The 17338-nt window shown below is 70.5% G+C and carries 17 protein-coding genes; 5 read left to right on the top strand and 12 right to left on the bottom strand.

Going from position 1 to position 17338, the window contains the following annotated elements; all coding sequences use genetic code 11:
- Positions 1-55: 55 nt before the first annotated feature.
- Positions 56-3058, bottom strand: coding sequence for a UPF0182 family membrane protein (locus ACZ7MF_RS05585; RefSeq protein ID WP_471475197.1), 3003 nt, complete (start codon positions 3056-3058; stop codon positions 56-58).
- Positions 3059-3222: 164 nt separating this feature from the next.
- Between ACZ7MF_RS05585 and ACZ7MF_RS05580 the strand changes: the two genes are divergently transcribed.
- Entirely contained in the window at positions 3223-3765 is a 543-nt protein-coding gene (locus ACZ7MF_RS05580; RefSeq protein ID WP_361004101.1) for a PPA1309 family protein, read from the top strand.
- A 38-nt stretch (positions 3766-3803) separates the two neighbouring features.
- On the opposite strand, the gene ACZ7MF_RS05575 is transcribed toward ACZ7MF_RS05580, so the two are convergent.
- The 4 genes from ACZ7MF_RS05575 to ACZ7MF_RS05560 form a co-directional block, all read right to left on the bottom strand.
- The gene (locus ACZ7MF_RS05575) at positions 3804-4898 is read right to left on the bottom strand and encodes a YlbL family protein (RefSeq protein WP_471474675.1); all 1095 of its coding nucleotides are present in this window, start codon (positions 4896-4898) and stop codon (positions 3804-3806) included.
- Positions 4899-4971: 73 nt separating this feature from the next.
- Positions 4972-5136 carry a hypothetical protein gene (locus ACZ7MF_RS05570; RefSeq protein ID WP_003973774.1) on the bottom strand — a complete coding sequence of 55 codons (165 nt, stop codon included), beginning with the start codon at positions 5134-5136 and terminating at the stop codon, positions 4972-4974.
- 122 nt (positions 5137-5258) lie between these two features.
- Entirely contained in the window at positions 5259-5720 is a 462-nt protein-coding gene (locus ACZ7MF_RS05565) for a molybdenum cofactor biosynthesis protein MoaE (RefSeq protein ID WP_471474674.1), read from the bottom strand.
- Positions 5721-5827: 107 nt separating this feature from the next.
- Positions 5828-6949 (bottom strand): SDR family oxidoreductase, encoded by a 1122-nt coding sequence (locus ACZ7MF_RS05560; RefSeq protein ID WP_471474672.1) that lies wholly within the window; start codon positions 6947-6949, stop codon positions 5828-5830.
- Positions 6950-7141: 192 nt separating this feature from the next.
- On the opposite strand from ACZ7MF_RS05560, the gene ACZ7MF_RS05555 reads away from it, so the two are divergent.
- Both ACZ7MF_RS05555 and ACZ7MF_RS05550 read left to right on the top strand, forming a co-directional pair.
- Positions 7142-8605 carry a zinc-dependent metalloprotease gene (locus tag ACZ7MF_RS05555; protein ID WP_356856613.1) on the top strand — a complete coding sequence of 488 codons (1464 nt, stop codon included), beginning with the start codon at positions 7142-7144 and terminating at the stop codon, positions 8603-8605.
- A complete protein-coding gene (locus ACZ7MF_RS05550) occupies positions 8602-9117 on the top strand; it encodes an NUDIX hydrolase (protein ID WP_471474671.1) in 516 nt (171 codons plus the stop codon). Before ACZ7MF_RS05555 ends, ACZ7MF_RS05550 begins: the two co-directional genes overlap by 4 nt.
- Positions 9118-9176: 59 nt before the next feature.
- Here the strand turns inward: ACZ7MF_RS05550 and ACZ7MF_RS05545 are convergent, their stop codons facing one another.
- The 4 genes from ACZ7MF_RS05545 to ACZ7MF_RS05530 all read right to left on the bottom strand — a co-directional run bounded on the left by ACZ7MF_RS05545 (position 9177) and on the right by ACZ7MF_RS05530 (position 13153).
- Positions 9177-9932 carry an AIM24 family protein gene (locus ACZ7MF_RS05545; RefSeq protein ID WP_471474669.1) on the bottom strand — a complete coding sequence of 252 codons (756 nt, stop codon included), beginning with the start codon at positions 9930-9932 and terminating at the stop codon, positions 9177-9179.
- 17 nt (positions 9933-9949) lie between these two features.
- A complete protein-coding gene (locus tag ACZ7MF_RS05540; RefSeq protein WP_007444540.1) occupies positions 9950-10630 on the bottom strand; it encodes an AIM24 family protein in 681 nt (226 codons plus the stop codon).
- A 13-nt stretch (positions 10631-10643) separates the two neighbouring features.
- Positions 10644-12407 carry a TerD family protein gene (locus ACZ7MF_RS05535; RefSeq protein ID WP_471474668.1) on the bottom strand — a complete coding sequence of 588 codons (1764 nt, stop codon included), beginning with the start codon at positions 12405-12407 and terminating at the stop codon, positions 10644-10646.
- A gap of 149 nt (positions 12408-12556) precedes the next feature.
- Complete coding sequence (locus ACZ7MF_RS05530; RefSeq protein WP_356856605.1) at positions 12557-13153, bottom strand: M48 metallopeptidase family protein; 597 nt, start codon at positions 13151-13153, stop codon at positions 12557-12559.
- Between the two features lie 230 nt (positions 13154-13383).
- On the opposite strand from ACZ7MF_RS05530, the gene ACZ7MF_RS05525 reads away from it, so the two are divergent.
- Complete coding sequence (locus ACZ7MF_RS05525) at positions 13384-14601, top strand: TOMM precursor leader peptide-binding protein (protein ID WP_471474667.1); 1218 nt, start codon at positions 13384-13386, stop codon at positions 14599-14601.
- Positions 14594-16012 carry an ABC1 kinase family protein gene (locus tag ACZ7MF_RS05520; protein ID WP_471474665.1) on the top strand — a complete coding sequence of 473 codons (1419 nt, stop codon included), beginning with the start codon at positions 14594-14596 and terminating at the stop codon, positions 16010-16012. Before ACZ7MF_RS05525 ends, ACZ7MF_RS05520 begins: the two co-directional genes overlap by 8 nt.
- Before the next feature lie 122 nt (positions 16013-16134).
- On the opposite strand, the gene ACZ7MF_RS05515 is transcribed toward ACZ7MF_RS05520, so the two are convergent.
- The 3 genes from ACZ7MF_RS05515 to ACZ7MF_RS05505 form a co-directional block, all read right to left on the bottom strand.
- Complete coding sequence (locus tag ACZ7MF_RS05515) at positions 16135-16458, bottom strand: hypothetical protein (protein WP_356856599.1); 324 nt, start codon at positions 16456-16458, stop codon at positions 16135-16137.
- Positions 16455-16823, bottom strand: a complete 369-nt coding sequence (locus tag ACZ7MF_RS05510) for a WhiB family transcriptional regulator (protein WP_003973786.1) — start codon at positions 16821-16823, stop codon at positions 16455-16457. The genes ACZ7MF_RS05515 and ACZ7MF_RS05510 overlap by 4 nt, the downstream gene beginning before the upstream one ends.
- A 175-nt stretch (positions 16824-16998) precedes the next feature.
- Entirely contained in the window at positions 16999-17331 is a 333-nt protein-coding gene (locus ACZ7MF_RS05505) for a hypothetical protein (protein WP_193782951.1), read from the bottom strand.
- Positions 17332-17338: the final 7 nt, after the last annotated feature.

The following is a 17338-nucleotide window of genomic DNA, read 5'->3' as shown; positions in this document are numbered from 1 at the left end:
CGGCGCGGGATGGGCTTTGACCAGCTGGAACAACCGGTCCGGCGCGACCGGACGGTCAGCCGGTGTCCGCTCCGCCACCGGCATCACCGGTCGGTGTCGCGTCCGGACCGGCCTTGTCGTCGCCGGCCTTGTCCCCGCTGTTCTTGTCACCGGCGTTCTTGTCATCGCCGTTCTTGCCGCCGGCACCCTGGTCGGCCTTGGCCTGTGCGTCCTCGGCCCGCTGGAGTGCCTCCTCGAGGTCCTTCTGCGCCTCGGCGTACGCGGCCAAGTCCTTCTGCTCCAGGGCCTTCTGCCCGGCGTCGAAGGCCTTCTGCGCATCGCTCAGCGCTTCCCGGACCGTGGGGTTGTCGGACGTCGGCGGCGGCTCGGTCGTGTCGTCGCCCTCGTCCGGTGGCTGCTCGGTCTCGGCGGCCTGCGCTCCGAAGACCTTGTTGAGGGCCGCGTCGAGCGTGTTCTCGAAGGCGGTGTTGCCCCCGTAGCTCACCAGGACCTTGCGCAACAACGGGTACTTGAGGTCGCCGCCGCGCACGTAGACGGGCTCGACGTACAGCAGCCCGCCGTCCAGCGGCACCGTCAGCAGGTTGCCGTACTCCACCTCCGAGTCGCCGCCTCTCAGCAGCCTGATGGACTCGGCGATGTCCTGTTCGGAGTTGAACTGGCTCTGTACCTGTTTGGGTCCGTCGACGGTCGTGCTCGTCGGCAGTTTCAGAATTCTGATCTTGCCGTAGTCGCTGGTGCCCGCCTCGGCGTCGACCGCCATGAACGCGCTGAGGTTGTCACGCCCGTTGGGTGTGAACGTCGTCGTCAGCGAGAAGGCCTGCGCCTTCTGGTCGGGCATCTTCATGCTCAGGTAGTACGGCGGCACCGCGTCGCCCGACTTGTTGGTCGGGTCGTCCGGCACCTGCCACACCTCGCTGCCGCTGAGGAAGGTGTTGGCGTCCTTCACGTGGTAGCGCGTGAGCAGCTCGCGCTGGACCTTGAACAGGTCCTGCGGATAGCGCAGATGCGCCATCAGCTCCTTGGAGATCTCGCCCTTGTCCTGCACCGTGCCCGGGAACGCCTTCTTCCAGGTCTTCAGGACCGGGTCCTCGGTGTCCCACTCGTAGAGCTTCACGTCACCGCTGTACGCGTCGACGGTCGCCTTCACGGAGTTGCGGATGTAGTTGACCTGGTTCTGCTGGGCCACCACCGCGCGCGAGTTGTTGTTCGCGGTCAGCGAGTCCGCGGTGGTGTCGCCGAGCGTGGTCCGGGAGGCGTACGGATAGCCGTTCGTCGTCGTGTAGGCGTCGACGATCCACTGGATACGGCCGTCCACCACCGCCGGATAGGCGTCGCCGTCGATGGTCAGCCAGGGGGCGACCGCCTCGACGCGCTCCTTGGGCGTGCGGTTGTAAAGGATCCGGGAACCCTCGCCGATCGCGCCGGAGTAGAGGATCTGCGGCTCGCTGAACGCGGCCGCGTACGCCGCCCGGTTGATCGGGTTGGACAGGTCGACGCCGCCGTCGCCCTTGTAGCTGAACGTCTTCTCCCCGGTGTCGTCGGAGTAGTCGATCTCCTTCTGGGGACCGCCGACGATCGAGTAGGTGGTGGTCTTCTCGCCGTAGTAGACCCGCTGCTCGTACTTTCCGAGGTCGCCCTCGGACGGCAGGTTGGACTCGGTGAAGACCGGGCGCCCCTCGGAGTCGACCTGGGTACCCTTCGCCGCGACCACGCCGTAGCCGTGGGTGTAGCGGAAGTGGTTGTTGATCCAGTTCTTCTTCGGGATGCCCGCCAGGTTCAGCTCGCGCAGACCGATGACCGTGTCCTGGTCCTTGCCGTCCTTGGCGTAGCGGTCGACGTCCAGGTTGGTCGGGAACGCGTAGTAGTTACGCATCTGCTGGAGCTGCTGGAACGTCGGCGAGATGATGTTCGGGTCCATGATCCGGACGGAGGCCGCGGCGTCCGCGTCGTCACGGAGCTTGGTCTTGTCCTTGGTCTCGCTCTTGCCCGGGTACTCGGCGACCTGGGTGCCCTCGATGCCGTACGCGTCGCGCGTGGCCGCGAGGTTCTTCTCGACGTACGGCGCTTCCTTGGCCTGCTCGTTCGGCTGGACCTGGAACTTCTGGACCAGCGCCGGGTACAGGCCGCCGATGAGGATCGCGGAGAGCACCATCAGGCCGAAGCCGATCACGGGCAGCTGCCAGGTGCGCCGCCACAGGGTGGCGAAGAACAGCAGGGCGCAGATGACCGCGATGCAGAACAGGATCGTCTTGGCCGGCAGGTAGGCGTTGGCGTCGACGTACCTCAGGCCCGTCCAGTTGTCGGTCGCCTTGAAGTCGCTGGACTTCACCGCGAGGCCGTACCGGTCGAGCCAGTAGGCGACCGCCTTGAGGGCGACGAAGACTCCGATGAGCACCGAGAGGTGCCCGGTGGCCGCGGCCGTGGCGCGCGCGCCCGGGCTGGTGACGCGGAGTCCGCCGTACAGGTAGTGGGTGAGCGCGGCGGCGATCACGGAGATGATCACGGCTGCGAAGCCGAAGCCGAGCAGGAACCGGTACCAGGGCAGGTCGAAGGCGTAGAAGGAGACGTCCAGCTTGAACTGGGGGTCCTTCTGCCCGAAGGGCACGCCGTTGACCCACATCAGCCAGGTCCGCCACTGGCCGGACGCCGAGGCGCCGGCGATCAGGCCGACCAGGGCGGTGATGCCGAGCAGCAGCCACTTCTTGTACGGGGCGATGCCCATCCGGTACCGGTCGAGGTTCTGCTGCTCCATCGACATGGCGCTCAGCGGCGGGCGCAGGCGGTGGGCCAACCAGATGTTGAACCCGACGGCGAGCGCCATCAGCAGGCCGAAGACGAAGAAGAGCCCGATCTTGGTCCACAGGGTCGTCGTGAACACCGACGAGTAGTGGACCGACCGGTACCAGAGCCAGTCCGTCCAGAATCCCGCGAACATGGTGAACGCCATGGCGAGCACGGCGAGGACACCAAGTGTCAGCAGCAGGGTTCGGACACGCCGGGACGGGCGGCCCACTCTGATCCGCGGCCCCGTCGGGGGGCCTCCGCCGCGGTCCGGCATCTGGAAAGCCAAGGTGCGCACCTCGAAGTTCGCTGTTGATCCGTCAGGCCCTCGGGTTCGCGGGCCCCCCGTGCGCCCCCGTGATCGCGGGCCCACACTTATGCAACTTACTCATCGTTTACTCGGTTCCCGATTCCGGCCATGAACGAGGCAGGATTGTGACCATGTCCAACACCCCCATGGCAGCGAGCCCCCTCACCCGGGCCGTACTCGAGATCGACGAGTACGTCTCCGGCCTCGGCTGGGACCAGCCCGCACGCCTTTTTGCACTTGTCGACACCGCACGGCTGCGGGCCGACCAGCCCTCGCTCGCGGACCGGCTCGGTCTGCAGGAGGAGCCGGAGACCTCCGGCCTCACCCCGATCGAGCAGGACGAAATTCCAACGGACCAGGCGCTCGACGAGTTCCTGGGCACCATCGCCTGGCCCGACGCCGTGGTCGGCTGCGCGCTCGCCGTGGAGCGCCTGATGCTGCCGCCCTCGGCCGAGGCCCAGGTGCCTTCGGGCCTCAATGAGAAGAAGCTCGCGCAGTGGGTGGCGGAGCACCCGGACCGTCAGGAGGTCCGTATGACGGTCGCGGTCCTGCGCGACGGCAGTCGTGACTCGGCCCTGCGGCTGCGGGAGAAGGACGCGGCCACGGAGGTCCTCACGGGTTCCGACCTGGTGCCGGGTCTGGCCGCGGCGCTGACGGCGACCTTCGAGGAGTAGCCCCACCGGACGCAGGACGGCTGTGCGGGGCTGCGGGGCTACCCCTCCGTGCACTTCGGCAGGTCGGCGGTCTTCCCGGAACGGATGTCCTTGAGCGCGCCGAGGGCGTCGTCGATGGTGTCGACCTTCACGAGGGTGAGCCCGTCGGGGGTGTCCTCGGCGGCCGCCGCGCAGTTGTCCGCGGGCGTCAGGAAGTACTGGGCGCCCTTGTCGTGTGCGCCGATGGTCTTCATGCCGATGCCGCCGATCGGGCCGACCTTGCCGTTGTCGTCGATCGTCCCGGTGCCGGCGACGAACTTGCCGCCGGTGAGGTCACCGGGGGTGAGCTTGTCGTAGATGCCGAGGGCGAACATCAGACCGGCGCTCGGGCCGCCGACGTCGGCCAGCTTGATGTCGATCTCGAACGGGAAGGTGTGGTCGGTTCCGGCGGAGATCCCGACGACGGCGCGCTTCGCTCCCGCGTCCTGGGAGGTCTCGGTCCTGATGGTGACCTTCTGGGTCTTCGTCGCCGTCCGGCCCTCCTTCTCCGCGGCGGCCTGCTCCTTGGCGGGCACGATCGTGAAGACGGTGTCCTGTCCCGGCTCGTGCTTGGTCACCAGCTCCGCGACGTCCGCGGGCTTCTTGACGGTCGTGCCGTCCACGGCCTTGATCACGTCACCGGCGTGCAGTCGGCCCTGCGACGGGGAGTCCTTGACGACGGCGGAGACGACCACCCAGGACTTCACCGGGACGTCGAGCGCCTTCAGGGCGGCGACCTTCGCGCTCTCCTGGGACTGGCTGAACTCCTCCGCGTTCTCCTGGGTGGCCTCTTCCTCGGTCTTGCCGTCCGGGTAGAGGGTCTCGTGCGGCACCACGCTGTTGTCGTGTGCGAGCCAGCCGTAGACGGCCTCCACGAGGTTCATCCGGTACTCGGCACTGGTGACCCGGACGGTGGTCATGTTCAGATGACCGCTCGCCTCGTAGGTCTTGTGACCGGAGATCTGGAGCACCGGCTCGCCGTCGTGGTCCCCGAGAGTGTTCACCGTCGGCCCGGGAGACATCTCCGAGTACGGCACGGGGATGAAAACACCCGCGCACAGGAGCGCGATCAGCATCAGGGTGGAGGCGAGCATCGTCGCGGTGCGGCGTGGCATGGCACGACAGTACGGGACGCGGCTGTCGGAACACCGTCAGGGCGGCCGTCGCCGAACGACCGTCGGGCGGCCGTCAGGCACCCGTGCGGGGCTTCTCCATGGCCTCACGGAACCGGGCGTACCCGTCCAGCTCGGGGCCGTCGCTCCGTGCCCTGCGGGTCCGGTTGGCCCAGCTTCCCCACAGGCCCGCACCGACAGCGGCCACCAGTGGAATCAGCAACCAGGCAAGCGCTCCCATGCCGACCTCCCAACCCCATGAGCGTCCGCGACTGACTGATCAGCAGATTAACCATTCGCAGTGACAACGCTCACGCCGGGGGGCGGGTTACGCAACCGGAGCCGCGCAGGTGACACCCCTGATCAACAGGCCCCGACCCATTCCTCGGTGCCGTCCGAGAACGTCTGGTGCTTCCAGATGGGCACCTCGTGCTTCAGGTCGTCGATGAGCTTCCGGCAGGCGTCGAAGGCCTCCCCCCGGTGCGGACAGGACACGGCGACGACCACCGCGAGGTCCCCGACCTCCAGGTCACCCACACGATGCAGTGCCGCAAGCGCCCGTACGGGGTACTCCGCGACGACCTTCTCGGCGATCCGGCGCATCTCCGCCTCGGCGCTCGGGTGGCACGAGTACCCGAGCCGGTCGACGTCGGTGCCGCCGTCGTGGTTGCGCACGGTCCCCACGAACAGCGCGGTGCCGCCCGACGCGTCGTCCCCGACCGCGCCGAAGACCTCGTCCACGGACAGGGGCGTCTCGCGGATGCCGATCAGCTTGACGGGGTCGGCCGCGGCCAGCTCACCGGGGTGATCGTTCGTGGTTGCCATACCTCCATCGTGCCCCACGCCTCGGACGGTGCGGAATAGCGTGATCGCCCGGCACGCGCGCGTACGGCGTTGGAGCCTCCTCCAGAGGCCGCCGGCCGGGGCCCGTCTCAGATGCGGCGCCGGGCCTTGCGCGCGCGCCGCACCACCGCGGCCGCGCCCAGCAGCGCCACCGTCGCGCCCGCGGCGCCCGCCGCCGTCGCGTCCTTGCGCCCGAGCCGCCGGCCGGCGACCGTGTGCCGGCCCGCGACCTCCTCGAGCAGCTCCGCCAGGACCTCCTCGTTCGTGTGCTTGGGGCGCCATCCGGCATCGTGCAGGCGGCTGCCGCTGACGACCCAGGGGTACATCGTGTACGCCAGGTCCCCGGCCGGGGAGGGCGTCAGGCCGATCCGGTGCAGCCGGGCCGCCGCGCCGAGCGCGACCGCGGAGGGCAGCTCCATGCGCCGGATGCCGCTGAGCTCCTCGACCTCCTCCTGCTCCAGCCAGCCGTCGCACCCGACGGCCAGCTCTCCGTCGGCCTTCTCCAGGACGGCGTACTCCAGGGCACTGCACAGGTCGTCTACGTGGCAGAACTGCCAGGCGGGCCGCGAGCCGGCCACGACCAGCAGCCGGGGTGACTCGAAATACCTGGTCAGCGCGGTGTCCATGCCCCCGACCAGCACGGCGGGCCGCACCACGGTGACGTTCAGGCCGGGGTGGGCCCGGGGCGCGCGCCGGGCGAGCCGCTCGATCTCCAGCAGGTCTCCGACGCCCGTGGCCTCGGCCGTGGCGCGCAGCTCGGCGTCCTCGGACAGCGGCAGCTCGTTGTCCGGGAGTGCGCCGTAGACCATCGCGGAGGTGCACAGCACCACCCGGTGCACGCCGGCCGCCGCGGCGGCGGTCAGGACGGTCTGCGTCCCCCGGACGTTGTAAGCCGTCCTGGCGGCTGCGTCGGTCTCCAGGTCGAGGTCGAGCGCAAGGTGCACCACGACGTCCGCACCACGCAGTTTCTCGGCGATGGCCGGGTCCCGTACGTCCAGGATCTGCCACTCGGCCGCTTCGCACCCGCCGCGCCGCTCGTCGATGGCCACGACCTGTCTGACCTCGTCGGACGCGGCGAGCCGCGCGGTGAGCAGCGCCCCCACCCCGGACGCGGCACCGGTGACCGCGACGACGGGTCCGCGCGCGCCGGGGCGGGCGGAACTGGTTGACTGGTTTCGCGCTGCGCGAACCTGCGGATCTGGGGAACTCACCGGGCGTCTCCAGAGGTTGTCTTCAGTACGAGCGCGAGTGACGCGTGCGTACCAGGTGGCATCCATCCTGCCGCAGGCCGTCAGTCGGCGAAGCACCGAGGCCCGATCGGCTTCGGGTGTCTACGCTGGGTGGTGAAGTCGGGCAGCCGTGCCGCCGGAAAGAACCGGCGGCCCTACCAGCCGAGGAACCCCGTGAGTGACACCCCATTCGGATTCGGCCTTCCGCCGGAGGAGCCGGACGACGGCGACGAGGGCAAGAAGAAGGACCAGCAGAGCGGCGGTGGTCAGGGACCGGCCAACCCGTTCGGGTTCGGGATGTCCGGAGCCGGAGGCCTGGGCGGCCCCGGCGCGGACAACCCGTTCGCTGCCATGTTCGGTTCCATGAACCCCAACGACCTGGGCGCCGCGTTCCAGCAGCTGGGCCAGATGCTCTCCTACGAGGGCGGCCCGGTGAACTGGGACATGGCCAAGCAGATCGCCCGCCAGACGGTCTCCCAGGGCACACCGGACGGCCGCAAGGACGCCAGCGTCGGTCCCGCCGAGCGCAATGCCGTCCAGGAGGCCGTGCGCCTGGCCGACCTGTGGCTGGACGACGCGACGGCCCTGCCGTCCGGCGCCGGTACCGCCGTGGCCTGGAGCCGCGCGGAGTGGGTCGAGGCGACCCTGCCCGCCTGGCGCGAGCTGGTCGACCCGGTCGCCGAGCGCGTCGGCAACGCCATGGGCGACGTGCTGCCGGAGGAGATGCAGGCCATGGCCGGCCCGCTGATCGGCATGATGCGGTCCATGGGCGGCGCCATGTTCGGCACGCAGATCGGGCAGGCCGTCGGCGTGCTCGCCGGCGAGGTCGTCGGCTCGACCGACGTGGGCCTGCCCCTCGGCCCGGCGGGCAAGGCCGCGCTGCTGCCGGCGAACATCGAGTCGTTCGGCAAGGATCTCGGCGTGCCCCAGGAGGAGGTGCGGCTGTACCTGGCGCTGCGCGAGGCCGCCCACCAGCGCCTCTTCGCGCACGTGCCGTGGCTGCGCTCGCACCTGTTCGGCGCCGTCGACGGCTACGCCCGTGGGATCAAGGTCGACACGGCCAAGCTGGAGGACGTGGTCGGGCAGTTCGACCCGCAGAATCCCGAGCAGCTGCAGGAGGCTCTCCAGCAGGGCATGTTCCAGCCGGAGGACACGCCGGAGCAGAAGGCGGCGCTGGCCCGGCTGGAGACCGCTCTGGCGCTCGTCGAGGGCTGGGTGGACGCGGTGGTGCACACCGCGGCGAAGCCGCGCCTGTCCTCCGCCGACGCGCTGCGCGAGACGCTGCGCCGCCGGCGCGCCTCGGGCGGTCCCGCCGAGCAGACCTTCGCCACGCTGATCGGCCTGGAGCTGCGCCCGCGCAGGCTGCGCGACGCCTCCCGCCTGTGGGCGTCCCTGACGGACGCGCACGGTGTCGACGGCCGGGACGGCCTGTGGGCCCACCCGGACATGCTGCCGACCGCGACCGACCTGGACGACCCGGACGGCTTCGTCCACCGTGAGCAGCTGGACTTCTCCGAGCTGGACAAGATGCTCGGCGAGGCGGCGGGCAAGCCCGATCTGAAGAAGAAGGACGAGGGCGACCGGGGCGAGAACCGGTCCGACGACCAGGACAAGCCCAAGGGCGACGACGGCGAGTGAGCCTCCACGACGACGCGGTCCTGGTCCTGAAGGCGTACGAGGGCCAGGACGAGCTGCGACAGGTCTATCTGGACCATCTCGCGACGCACCCCGACGGGATGTGGAAGGCCTGCGCGGACGGGCACGTCACGGCGAGCGCCTTGGTGATCGATCCGTCGCGCGGGCGGGTCCTGCTCACGCTGCACAAGAAGTTGCGCATGTGGCTGCAGATGGGCGGTCACTGTGAGCCGGTCGACGAGACACTCGCCCGGGCGGCCCTGCGCGAGGGCACGGAGGAGTCGGGCATCGCCGGACTGACCCTGCTGTCCGGCGGCCCCGTGCGGCTGGACCGGCACCACACGCCCTGTGCCTGGCACCTGGACGTGCAGTACGCGGCAGTGGCCCCAGAGGGGGCCGTGGAGGCGATCAGCGAGGAGTCCCTCGACCTGCGCTGGTTCCCGTACGCCGAGGTCGCGGACGTGGCCGACGACTCGGTCGTACGCCTGCTGGAGGCGACCCGGGCCCGTCTGTGACCGGTAAGGGGTGACCGCCCTGGCGATCACCCCTTACCGAACTGCGGCCGTGTGTGCGCTCAGCTCCAGACGTTGCCCTGGTTCTGACCGCGGGCCCCGTGCTGCCCCATGCCGTACTGCGCGGCGACGCCCTGCCCGACCTGGGCGTTCTGCGGCGGCAGCAGTTCGCTGGGCTGGACGAGCGCGAAGCCGCTGCCCATGAAGCTCAGCTCCCAGCCCTCGCCGGTGTTGCCGCGGCGCCGCCACACCCCGGAGGAGTGCGTCTGGGCCTGCATCTGCACGCGCAGACCGGTGGACCAGGCGACGATCGCGTCGGCGTCGCAGTTGACGTACTTGTCGGGTGTCACCTGCATGAACAGCGGCGAGCCCGAGGTCATCAGGGCGACCTTGCCCCGGCCGGTGATGTTGAGCTGGTACTTCCCCGAGCCGGAGATGCCGTAGAGGCTGTCCACCGCGATGACCTCGTGGTGCAGGTTCGAGTCCATCGCCAGCACGTAGCTGCTGTCGACGGTGAGGCCGTCCTGGTCGACGTCCACCACGTGCACGCACTGGGCGAGGTTGGAGAAGTAGACGGTGCCCTGCCCGTGGCAGCGCATCAGGTCCAGGCCCTCGCCGGTGTGCGCACGCGCGCGCGACTGGTTGTTGCTCTGGTACTCGGCGTCGAACTCGACGAGGCCCTGGTAGGCGACCATCGTGCCCTTGCGGGCGAGCACGTCGTCGTGGCCCGTGAGGGCGACACGGAGCATGTGCTTGTTCTGCAGGCTCCAGGCTTCCTGGCTCTGCTGGTCGTTGTAGGCGAAAATCGGGCTCTGCATGATGTTCTGGCTCCCCCTCAGCCCCGGACCCGGAGGCGGTCGGTGCTGTCCTCGCTGGGCTGGACGACGACGATGCCCTGACCGGAGAAGGCCATCTGGAAGGCCTCGCCGCTGCCGCGGCCGATCAGCGACTGCGCCTTGAAGCTGCGCTTGCCCTTCACCTTGAGGTTCGGGGACCAGGCCACGAGCGCGTCCGGGTCCACGTAGGTCTCGTCCTCGCCGCCGCCGCAGTCGACCACGATCGGCTTGCCCCGGGAGGTGAGCGCGACCCAGCCCTGCCCGGAGATCTTCGTGTTCCACAGGCCCTGCCCGGCGAACTTCGCCAGGCCCTTGACGCGCTCCACGCCCCACGTCAGGTGGGCGTCGAAGGCGAGCAGGTTGGTGGCGTTGACGGAGATCCCGTCGCCGTTGAGGTTGATCACGACGACGTTGGCACCGTAGTCGGCGAGGTAGAGCAGCCCGTCGCCGGAGCACTTCATCAGGGGCGCGCCCTCCCCGGTCATCCAGTCCTTGGCGATCTGGCGGACGGCCGGCGGGTTCGGCTCGTACTGGACGAAGCCCTCGTAGGCGGTCATCGAGCCCACGCGCGCGAGGAGGTCGTTGCCGGTCTGCATGGCGACCTTCAGCATGTGGTTGCCGTGGTTCTCCATGCGGGCGGCGACGGGTGCGGGAGCGTAGCCCGCGAGCGGCTGGTTCATGTCGGGCTCTCCCTCAGATCTCGTACGGCTGGACGATGACGAAGCTGCCGGGCGCGGCCCGGAACTGCAGGTTGACGCTCTCACCCGTGTCGCCCGCATAGGAGTTGCGGCGCATCCGCACCTGGCTGGAGACGACCACCTGGGCGGCGGCGGACCAGGCGACCACGGCGTTGCAGTCGGCGAACGTCGTGGGCGTGACCGGCAGCACCACGGGCACACCGCGCGTCTTCACGACGATCGTGCCGGTGCCCTGGAACTGCATCGTGAACAGCGCGCCGCCCGGGATGCCGTGTCCCTCGATACGGCGGACCTCGTACTGAAGGCTCTCGTCGAAGGCCAGGACGTTCTCCGCGGAGACGCACACGGCGTCGCCCTGGAGCTCGATGGGGTGCAGCATCGCGGAGTTCTCCGCGAGGAACACCTGCCCCTTCCCGGTGCAGCGCATCAGCTGCATCTCCTGGCCGGTCGCGTTGCCCACGACCCGGCCGGCGAATCCGGCGCCCTTGTAGCTGAAGTCGACCTTGCCCTGGTAGAGCACCATGCTGCCCTGCCGGGCGAGGACGGGCTGGCCCTCCGCGCCGAGGTCGACGCGGACCAGCTTCTTGTTCTGCTGGGTCCAGCGCTGGCCGGCCGGGGTCTCCCGGAACTGCTGGAGCGCCGCGGTCACACCGGCGCCCTGCGGCGCACCCTGGGGCATGCCCTGAGGCATGCCCTGGGGAGGCTGCTGGCCGTAGCCGGGCGGGGGCGCCGGCTGGCCGTAGCCCGCGGGCGGGCCGGGCTGCTGCCCGTAACCGGGAGGCGCGGTCGGCTGCCCGTAGCCGGGTGGCGGGGCCGGGGCCTGGGGGGCCTGCGGCTGGCCGTAGCCGGGAGGCGGCGGGGCGGTCTGGCCGGGGACCTGGCCGTAGGGCGGCTGCTGACCGGGCTGGCCCGGCTGGCCGTACGGCGCGGGCGCCGGGGCGGGAGGCGGCACCGGGGCACCGCCGGGCGGCGTGTTCATGGGCGCGACGATGGTCTGCGCGGCGTGCACGTCCGGCCCGGGCGCCGGGGCGGGAGCCGGTGGCGGCGTCGCGGCGGGCGGCGGGGCGAAGCCCTGCGGGGCGGGCTGCGGCACAGGAGCCGGTGCCGGGGCGGGAGCCGGGGCGGCGGGCGCGCCGAAGGCCGGCGGCGCCGCGGCCTGGGCGGGCGCGGCAAAGCCCGGGGCGGCACCGGCCTGCGGCTGCGGAGCCTGCTGCGGTGCGGGAGCCTCCTCCTCGGCCACCTCGCCGCCGAAGTTCCTCAGCAGCGCGTCGAGACCGCCGTCGAAGCCCTGCCCGACGGCGGCGAACCGCCACACGTCCTTCAGGTAGAAGTCGCCCAGCATCACGGCGCGCTCGGTGGAGAACTCCGAACCGCTGAACGGGTACCGGGCCACCTCCTCGCCGCCCGCGACGATCCGGATGTATCCGGGCCCCACCTGCGACATCTGTCCCGCGCCGTCGATCGTCGCGGTGAAGGACAGCTTCTGGATCTGCTGCGGGATCCTGTCGAGGGTGACCCGGAAGGACTCCGTGTCACCCGCCTGCGCACCCAGGAGCTGGATGGACTCCTCGGGGGTCTTCGGTTGGTTGAAGAACACGAAGTACCGGTCGTCCGACAACCGCTCGTCGGCGTCGAGACCGAAGCAGCTGATGTCGAAGCTCAGCCCGGGGCCGGAGATCTGTACGCCTACGTACAGATCCGTGCCCGAGGTGAGGTCACTGATCCTGGCCTTGTGGCCGCGTTGAAATTCCCTGGCCATGCGTTACGACCGTCCCCCATCCGAATGTGAGTGCGTCGCGACAGGCTAACGGCAAACACCGACACCGGAGGAAGTCGGTACAGACCCGGTACGAAACCCGTGCGCGACCGTGTCGGACCCCCGTCGGGTCCTCGTCGGGCTCGCGCGGGCTACTCGCTGCGGGCTCCGGGCACGTGCGGCAGCCGGTCCGCGGCGACCACACCCTCCAGGTAGCCCCTGGCGCGCTCGGTCCGCGGATACGCCTCCAGGAGCCGCCAGAACCGGGGCCCGTGCCCGGGGACCAGCAGGTGCGCCAGCTCGTGCAGGAGGACGTAGTCGACGACGTACTCGGGCATGCCCTGGAGGCGGTGCGACAGCCGGATGCTTCCCTCGGAAGGGGTGCACGAGCCCCAGCGCGTGTTCTGGTTGGTGACCCAGCGGACCGAGCTGGGCCGGGCCCGGCCCTCGAAGTACTGTCCCGACAGGCGCTCGGCGCGCTCGGCCAGCTCGGCGTCGCCCAGGACGCGCTTGCTCTCCTGGGCGGCCAGCTTGTCCAGCATGACGCTCACCCAGCGTTGCTCCTCGGCCTCGGACATCCGGGCGGGGATCAGCACGACGGTGCGATCGCCCTCCCGGTACGCGGAGACCGTCCGGCGTCGCCGGGTGCTTCTGCGCACCTCGATCGCGCTCGTCCCCGGGCCGCTCGGCAGTGGATTCGTCGGTGTGCGCGGGGGTGCCCCGGCGCGGTGCAGTGGGTCGGCGGACACGCCACGACGTTACCCGCTGCACACGGGGAAGTCCCGGCTCCGGGACGCATCGGTGCCGATCCGCCACTCGTCCTGGGAGACGGGCGGCTGATTCGTACGACGAATACCCACCGCCTGTGGACAACTTTCGACGCCTCTTCGCACATCCGGGCATGCTGGCACTCGCCGGCGGATTCGCGACCGAGGGCGGGACCGCACACGGACACTGCGAGACATACGGGGGACCTGGCATGCATCCGATGGTGAAGCCCGCGCTCAGGCGCGGCTGGCGCGATCTGAACACCGTGCAGTTCGGAATGACACCGGCGCACGCGCTGACACTGGCACCGGTGGACACGGCGACGGGCAGCTTCCTCGAACTGCTCAACGGCACCCGTGGGCCGGCACTCCTTCGCGAGGCGGGGCACCGCATGGACCTGCCGGACGGGCACGTCGACCGGGTCGTGCAGCGACTGGCGCAGGCCGGTCTGCTCGACGACTCCCGGGGCGGCGGGCCGGCCGCCGACGAGCTGCGGGCGAAGAAGGAGGTCCTCGACCGACTCCGCCCCGATCTGGCCTCGCTGTCCCTGACGACCTCGGAACCGGGCGACGCGATCAGACACCTGGCCGCCCGACGCGCCCTGCGGGTGGGTGTGAGGGGTGCGGGACGGGTGGGCGCGGTGCTGGCCGGCCTGCTGTCGGGCGCGGGCGTCGGCGATATCGACGTGCGCGACGGGGGACGCGTCGAGCCGTGGGACGTCACTCCGGGCGGCCTGCCCGCCGAGTCGGTCGGCGACCGCCGGGACGAGACGGCCCGCCGCCTCGTGCGCCGGGCCGCCCCCGACCGGCCTCCCCGCCGGGGCCCGACGACGCCGCCCGAGGAAAGCGCCCCGGGCCTCTCCCTGGTGATCGTCGCCCCGCGCGACGACGTCGCGGTGCACACGCCCGACCCCACCGCCGCGGAATCCCTGATGGCCTCCGGCACACCCCACCTCTACGCCGGTGTCGTGGAGGGAACCGGTGTCGTCGGCCCCCTGGTCCTGCCCGGCGAGACGGGGTGCGCCGGCTGCCTGCACGCGGACCGCACGGACCGGGACCCCGCCTGGCCGCGACTGGTGGCTCAGTGGCGCTCCGGCCGGCAGCGCCGGGTACCGCCGCCGTGCGACCTCGCCCTCGCGACGACCGTCGCCGGGTTCGCGGCGGCTCAGGCGCTCGCCTTCCTGGACGGCCGGACGCCCTCCGGCACCGGAGCGCGCTGGGAGGTCTCGCTGCCCGGCCTGCGCTGGCACCTGCGGCCGGTCCGGCCACACCCCGAGTGCGCCTGCGGGGCGGCCCGGAAAGGTAAGCAGGAACACATCCCCAAGGACGGGGGGTGGCGCGCGACAATGGCTGGGCAAGGGCCGTCAGCGGAAGTACGCCACGAGGCGGAACCGGAACGGCCGGCTGGGACTTGGAGGGCGCATGTCTGATCTTCCGCGCAAGGCGGTCACCCGGACCGCCAAGCTCGCCGCGCTCCCGCTCGGCTTCGCCGGGCGGGCCACCTGGGGGCTGGGCAAGCGAATCGTCGGCGAGTCCGCGGAGATCGTCGGCCAGCAGTTGCAGCAGCGCACCGCGGAGCAGATGTTCAAGGTGCTGGGCGAGCTCAAGGGCGGGGCGATGAAGTTCGGGCAGGCCCTGTCCGTCTTCGAGTCGGCACTGCCCGAGGAGGTCGCCGGCCCCTATCGCGCGGCGCTGACCAAGCTGCAGGAGGCGGCGCCGCCGATGCCGACGCGCACCGTGCACTCCGTGCTGGCGGAGCGGCTCGGCGAGGACTGGCAGGACCTGTTCCTGGAGTTCGAGGACAAGCCCGCCGCGGCCGCCTCGATCGGTCAGGTGCACCGGGGGGTGTGGCACGACGGCCGCGAGGTGGCGGTCAAGGTGCAGTACCCGGGCGCAGGCGAGGCACTGCTGTCCGACCTGAACCAGCTCAGCCGCTTCGCCCGCCTGCTCGGCCCGCTGGTCCCCGGCATGGACATCAAGCCGCTGATCACAGAGCTGAAGGACCGGGTCTCTGAGGAGCTGGACTACGACCTGGAGGCGCAGGCCCAGCGGACGCATGCCGAGGTCTTCGACGACGACCCGGACATCGTGGTTCCGGACGTCGTGCACCAGTGCGAGCAGGTGCTGATCACCGAGTGGATCGACGGCATCCCGATGTCGGAGATCATCTCGAACGGCACGCAGGAGCAGCGCGACCGGGCAGGTCAGTTGCTGGCCCACTTCCTGTTCTCCGGTCCCGCGCGCACCGGGCTCCTGCACGCCGACCCGCATCCCGGCAACTTCCGGCTGCTGCCCGGCGGGCCCGAGGGCGAGGACGACTGGCGCCTGGGGGTCCTGGACTTCGGCACGGTCGACCGCCTTCCGGGCGGTCTGCCCGAACCCATCGGCGAGGCCCTGCGCATGACGCTGGACGGCGAGGCGGAGGCCGTCTACGAGATGCTCTGCACGGAGGGCTTCGTCAAGGAGTCGATAGAGCTGGACCCCGACGCCGTTCTCGACTACCTGCTTCCGATCATCGAGCCGGCCAGGGTCGACGCGTTCACCTTCACCCGCGGCTGGATGCGGAGCCAGGCCGCCCGCATCGGTGACCCCCGCTCCCCCGCGTACCAGCTGGCCAAGCAGCTCAACCTGCCGCCGGCGTATCTCCTGATCCACCGCGTGACCCTGAGTACCATCGGCGTGCTCTGCCAGCTGGGGGCCACGGTCCGGCTGCGCGACGAGCTGGAGGAGTGGCTGGTCGGGTTCGTCGCCGAGGACGAGGCCGAGGCGCAAGAGGCCGAAGAGGCCGAAGGAGAGGACGAGGGCGTGTACGAGGTGGAGGGGACGGCCGCGGAGGCCTGATCCACCGATCCACTGATCCACCGGAGCCGAACGCGCCGTGGGGGCCGGTCCGTTCGGACGGACCGGCCCCCACGGGCGGAGCTTCGTCTCCCGTCGGGAGACCACTGCTTCAGGTGTGTCGGTTACTGCATGACCGCCATGGCCAGCGCACGCCGGGCGCGCATCGAGGCGCGCTCCGCCCGGCGCTGCATCCGGCGAGCGGTCGCCAGGCGCAGTGCCCGGCGTTCCTGCTCGGCCTCATGCAGGCGGTCGTGCATATGCGCACGTGCCAGGGCTTCTGGGATGAGTTGCATTTCACGGGTCCTGTTCTGACGCGAGTCCTTCGCGCCACTGGTGGTGAAGTCTTCAGGCGTGGTGCCTGCGATGTCGTGGGTGGACGGCTTCATCGGGGCCTGCTTCTGGGGGTCGTACGTCAGGGGGCGGTCGATCGTTCCTGCGGTGTTCATGCCGAAACCGGGTTCTTGCGCGGGCGACCACGCGGCCGCTTCCGGGCGACGACGACACCCTGGACGAACAGCTCGCCACCCCAGACACCCCAGGGCTCACGCCGCTCCTTGGCACCGGCGAGGCAGGCCTCGATCAGCGGGCAGGTGCGGCAGAGGGACTTGGCGTACTCCACGTCCGCCGGGGACTCGGCGAAGAAGACCTCCGGGTCGTAGGAGCGGCAGGGAACGGGTACGCCGAGGTTCTCGATGGCGTCGTCGAGCGCGGTGAGCGCGGTGAGCGGGGTCAAGGTGGAGTCCTCCGTGGAACAGGGCTTGGGGATCGTGTCGGAAGGCGGTACGGACGGGGCGTGCGCTTCGAGTTGCACGGGTGGTCTTCCTCGTCTGTTCGTTCCGGCCGGTTGACCGGGTGGCGGCTTGGTACCGGGTTCTTTTCTTGTCCCGAGGCTCCTTCGTGCTGTCGCCCCCGTTCGGGGACAAACAGAAGGGCCGCGGATCCCGGGTGGGGTTCCGCGGCCCTGAAGGCGCCGGCCTGATCGGCGATCAGGCTGGATCACTCCAGGGTTCTGGCCCACGGAAGGCCCACATCAGGTGGTGCTGCGTCGTCTGCTTCCGGAATCCGGCACCGGTCGCGGTAAAGGCATAGGCCTGCGCCTGTGCCGCTACTGCTGCTTCCAGTGCCTTGGTCGGTCGCTCATTGCGCTCCCGGACGGGAAGGCCCGCGGGAGCAGCGGCGGCGGCAGCCGGACGCACGGCACGAATGCCGGACAGACCGGTGCCAGAGTGAGAAGCGCCGAGCGTGCACAGGGAGACGGCCGAGCGATCGGTCATTTTGGCGGTGGAGCTGACGATGAAGCTGCTGTTGATGCTGATCACTGGACTC

It is taken from the genome of Streptomyces sp. NPDC111628, assembly GCF_055635195.1.
The sequence above is the reverse complement of the archived record's forward strand: the minus strand, read 5'-3'. Positions and strand labels throughout refer to the sequence as shown.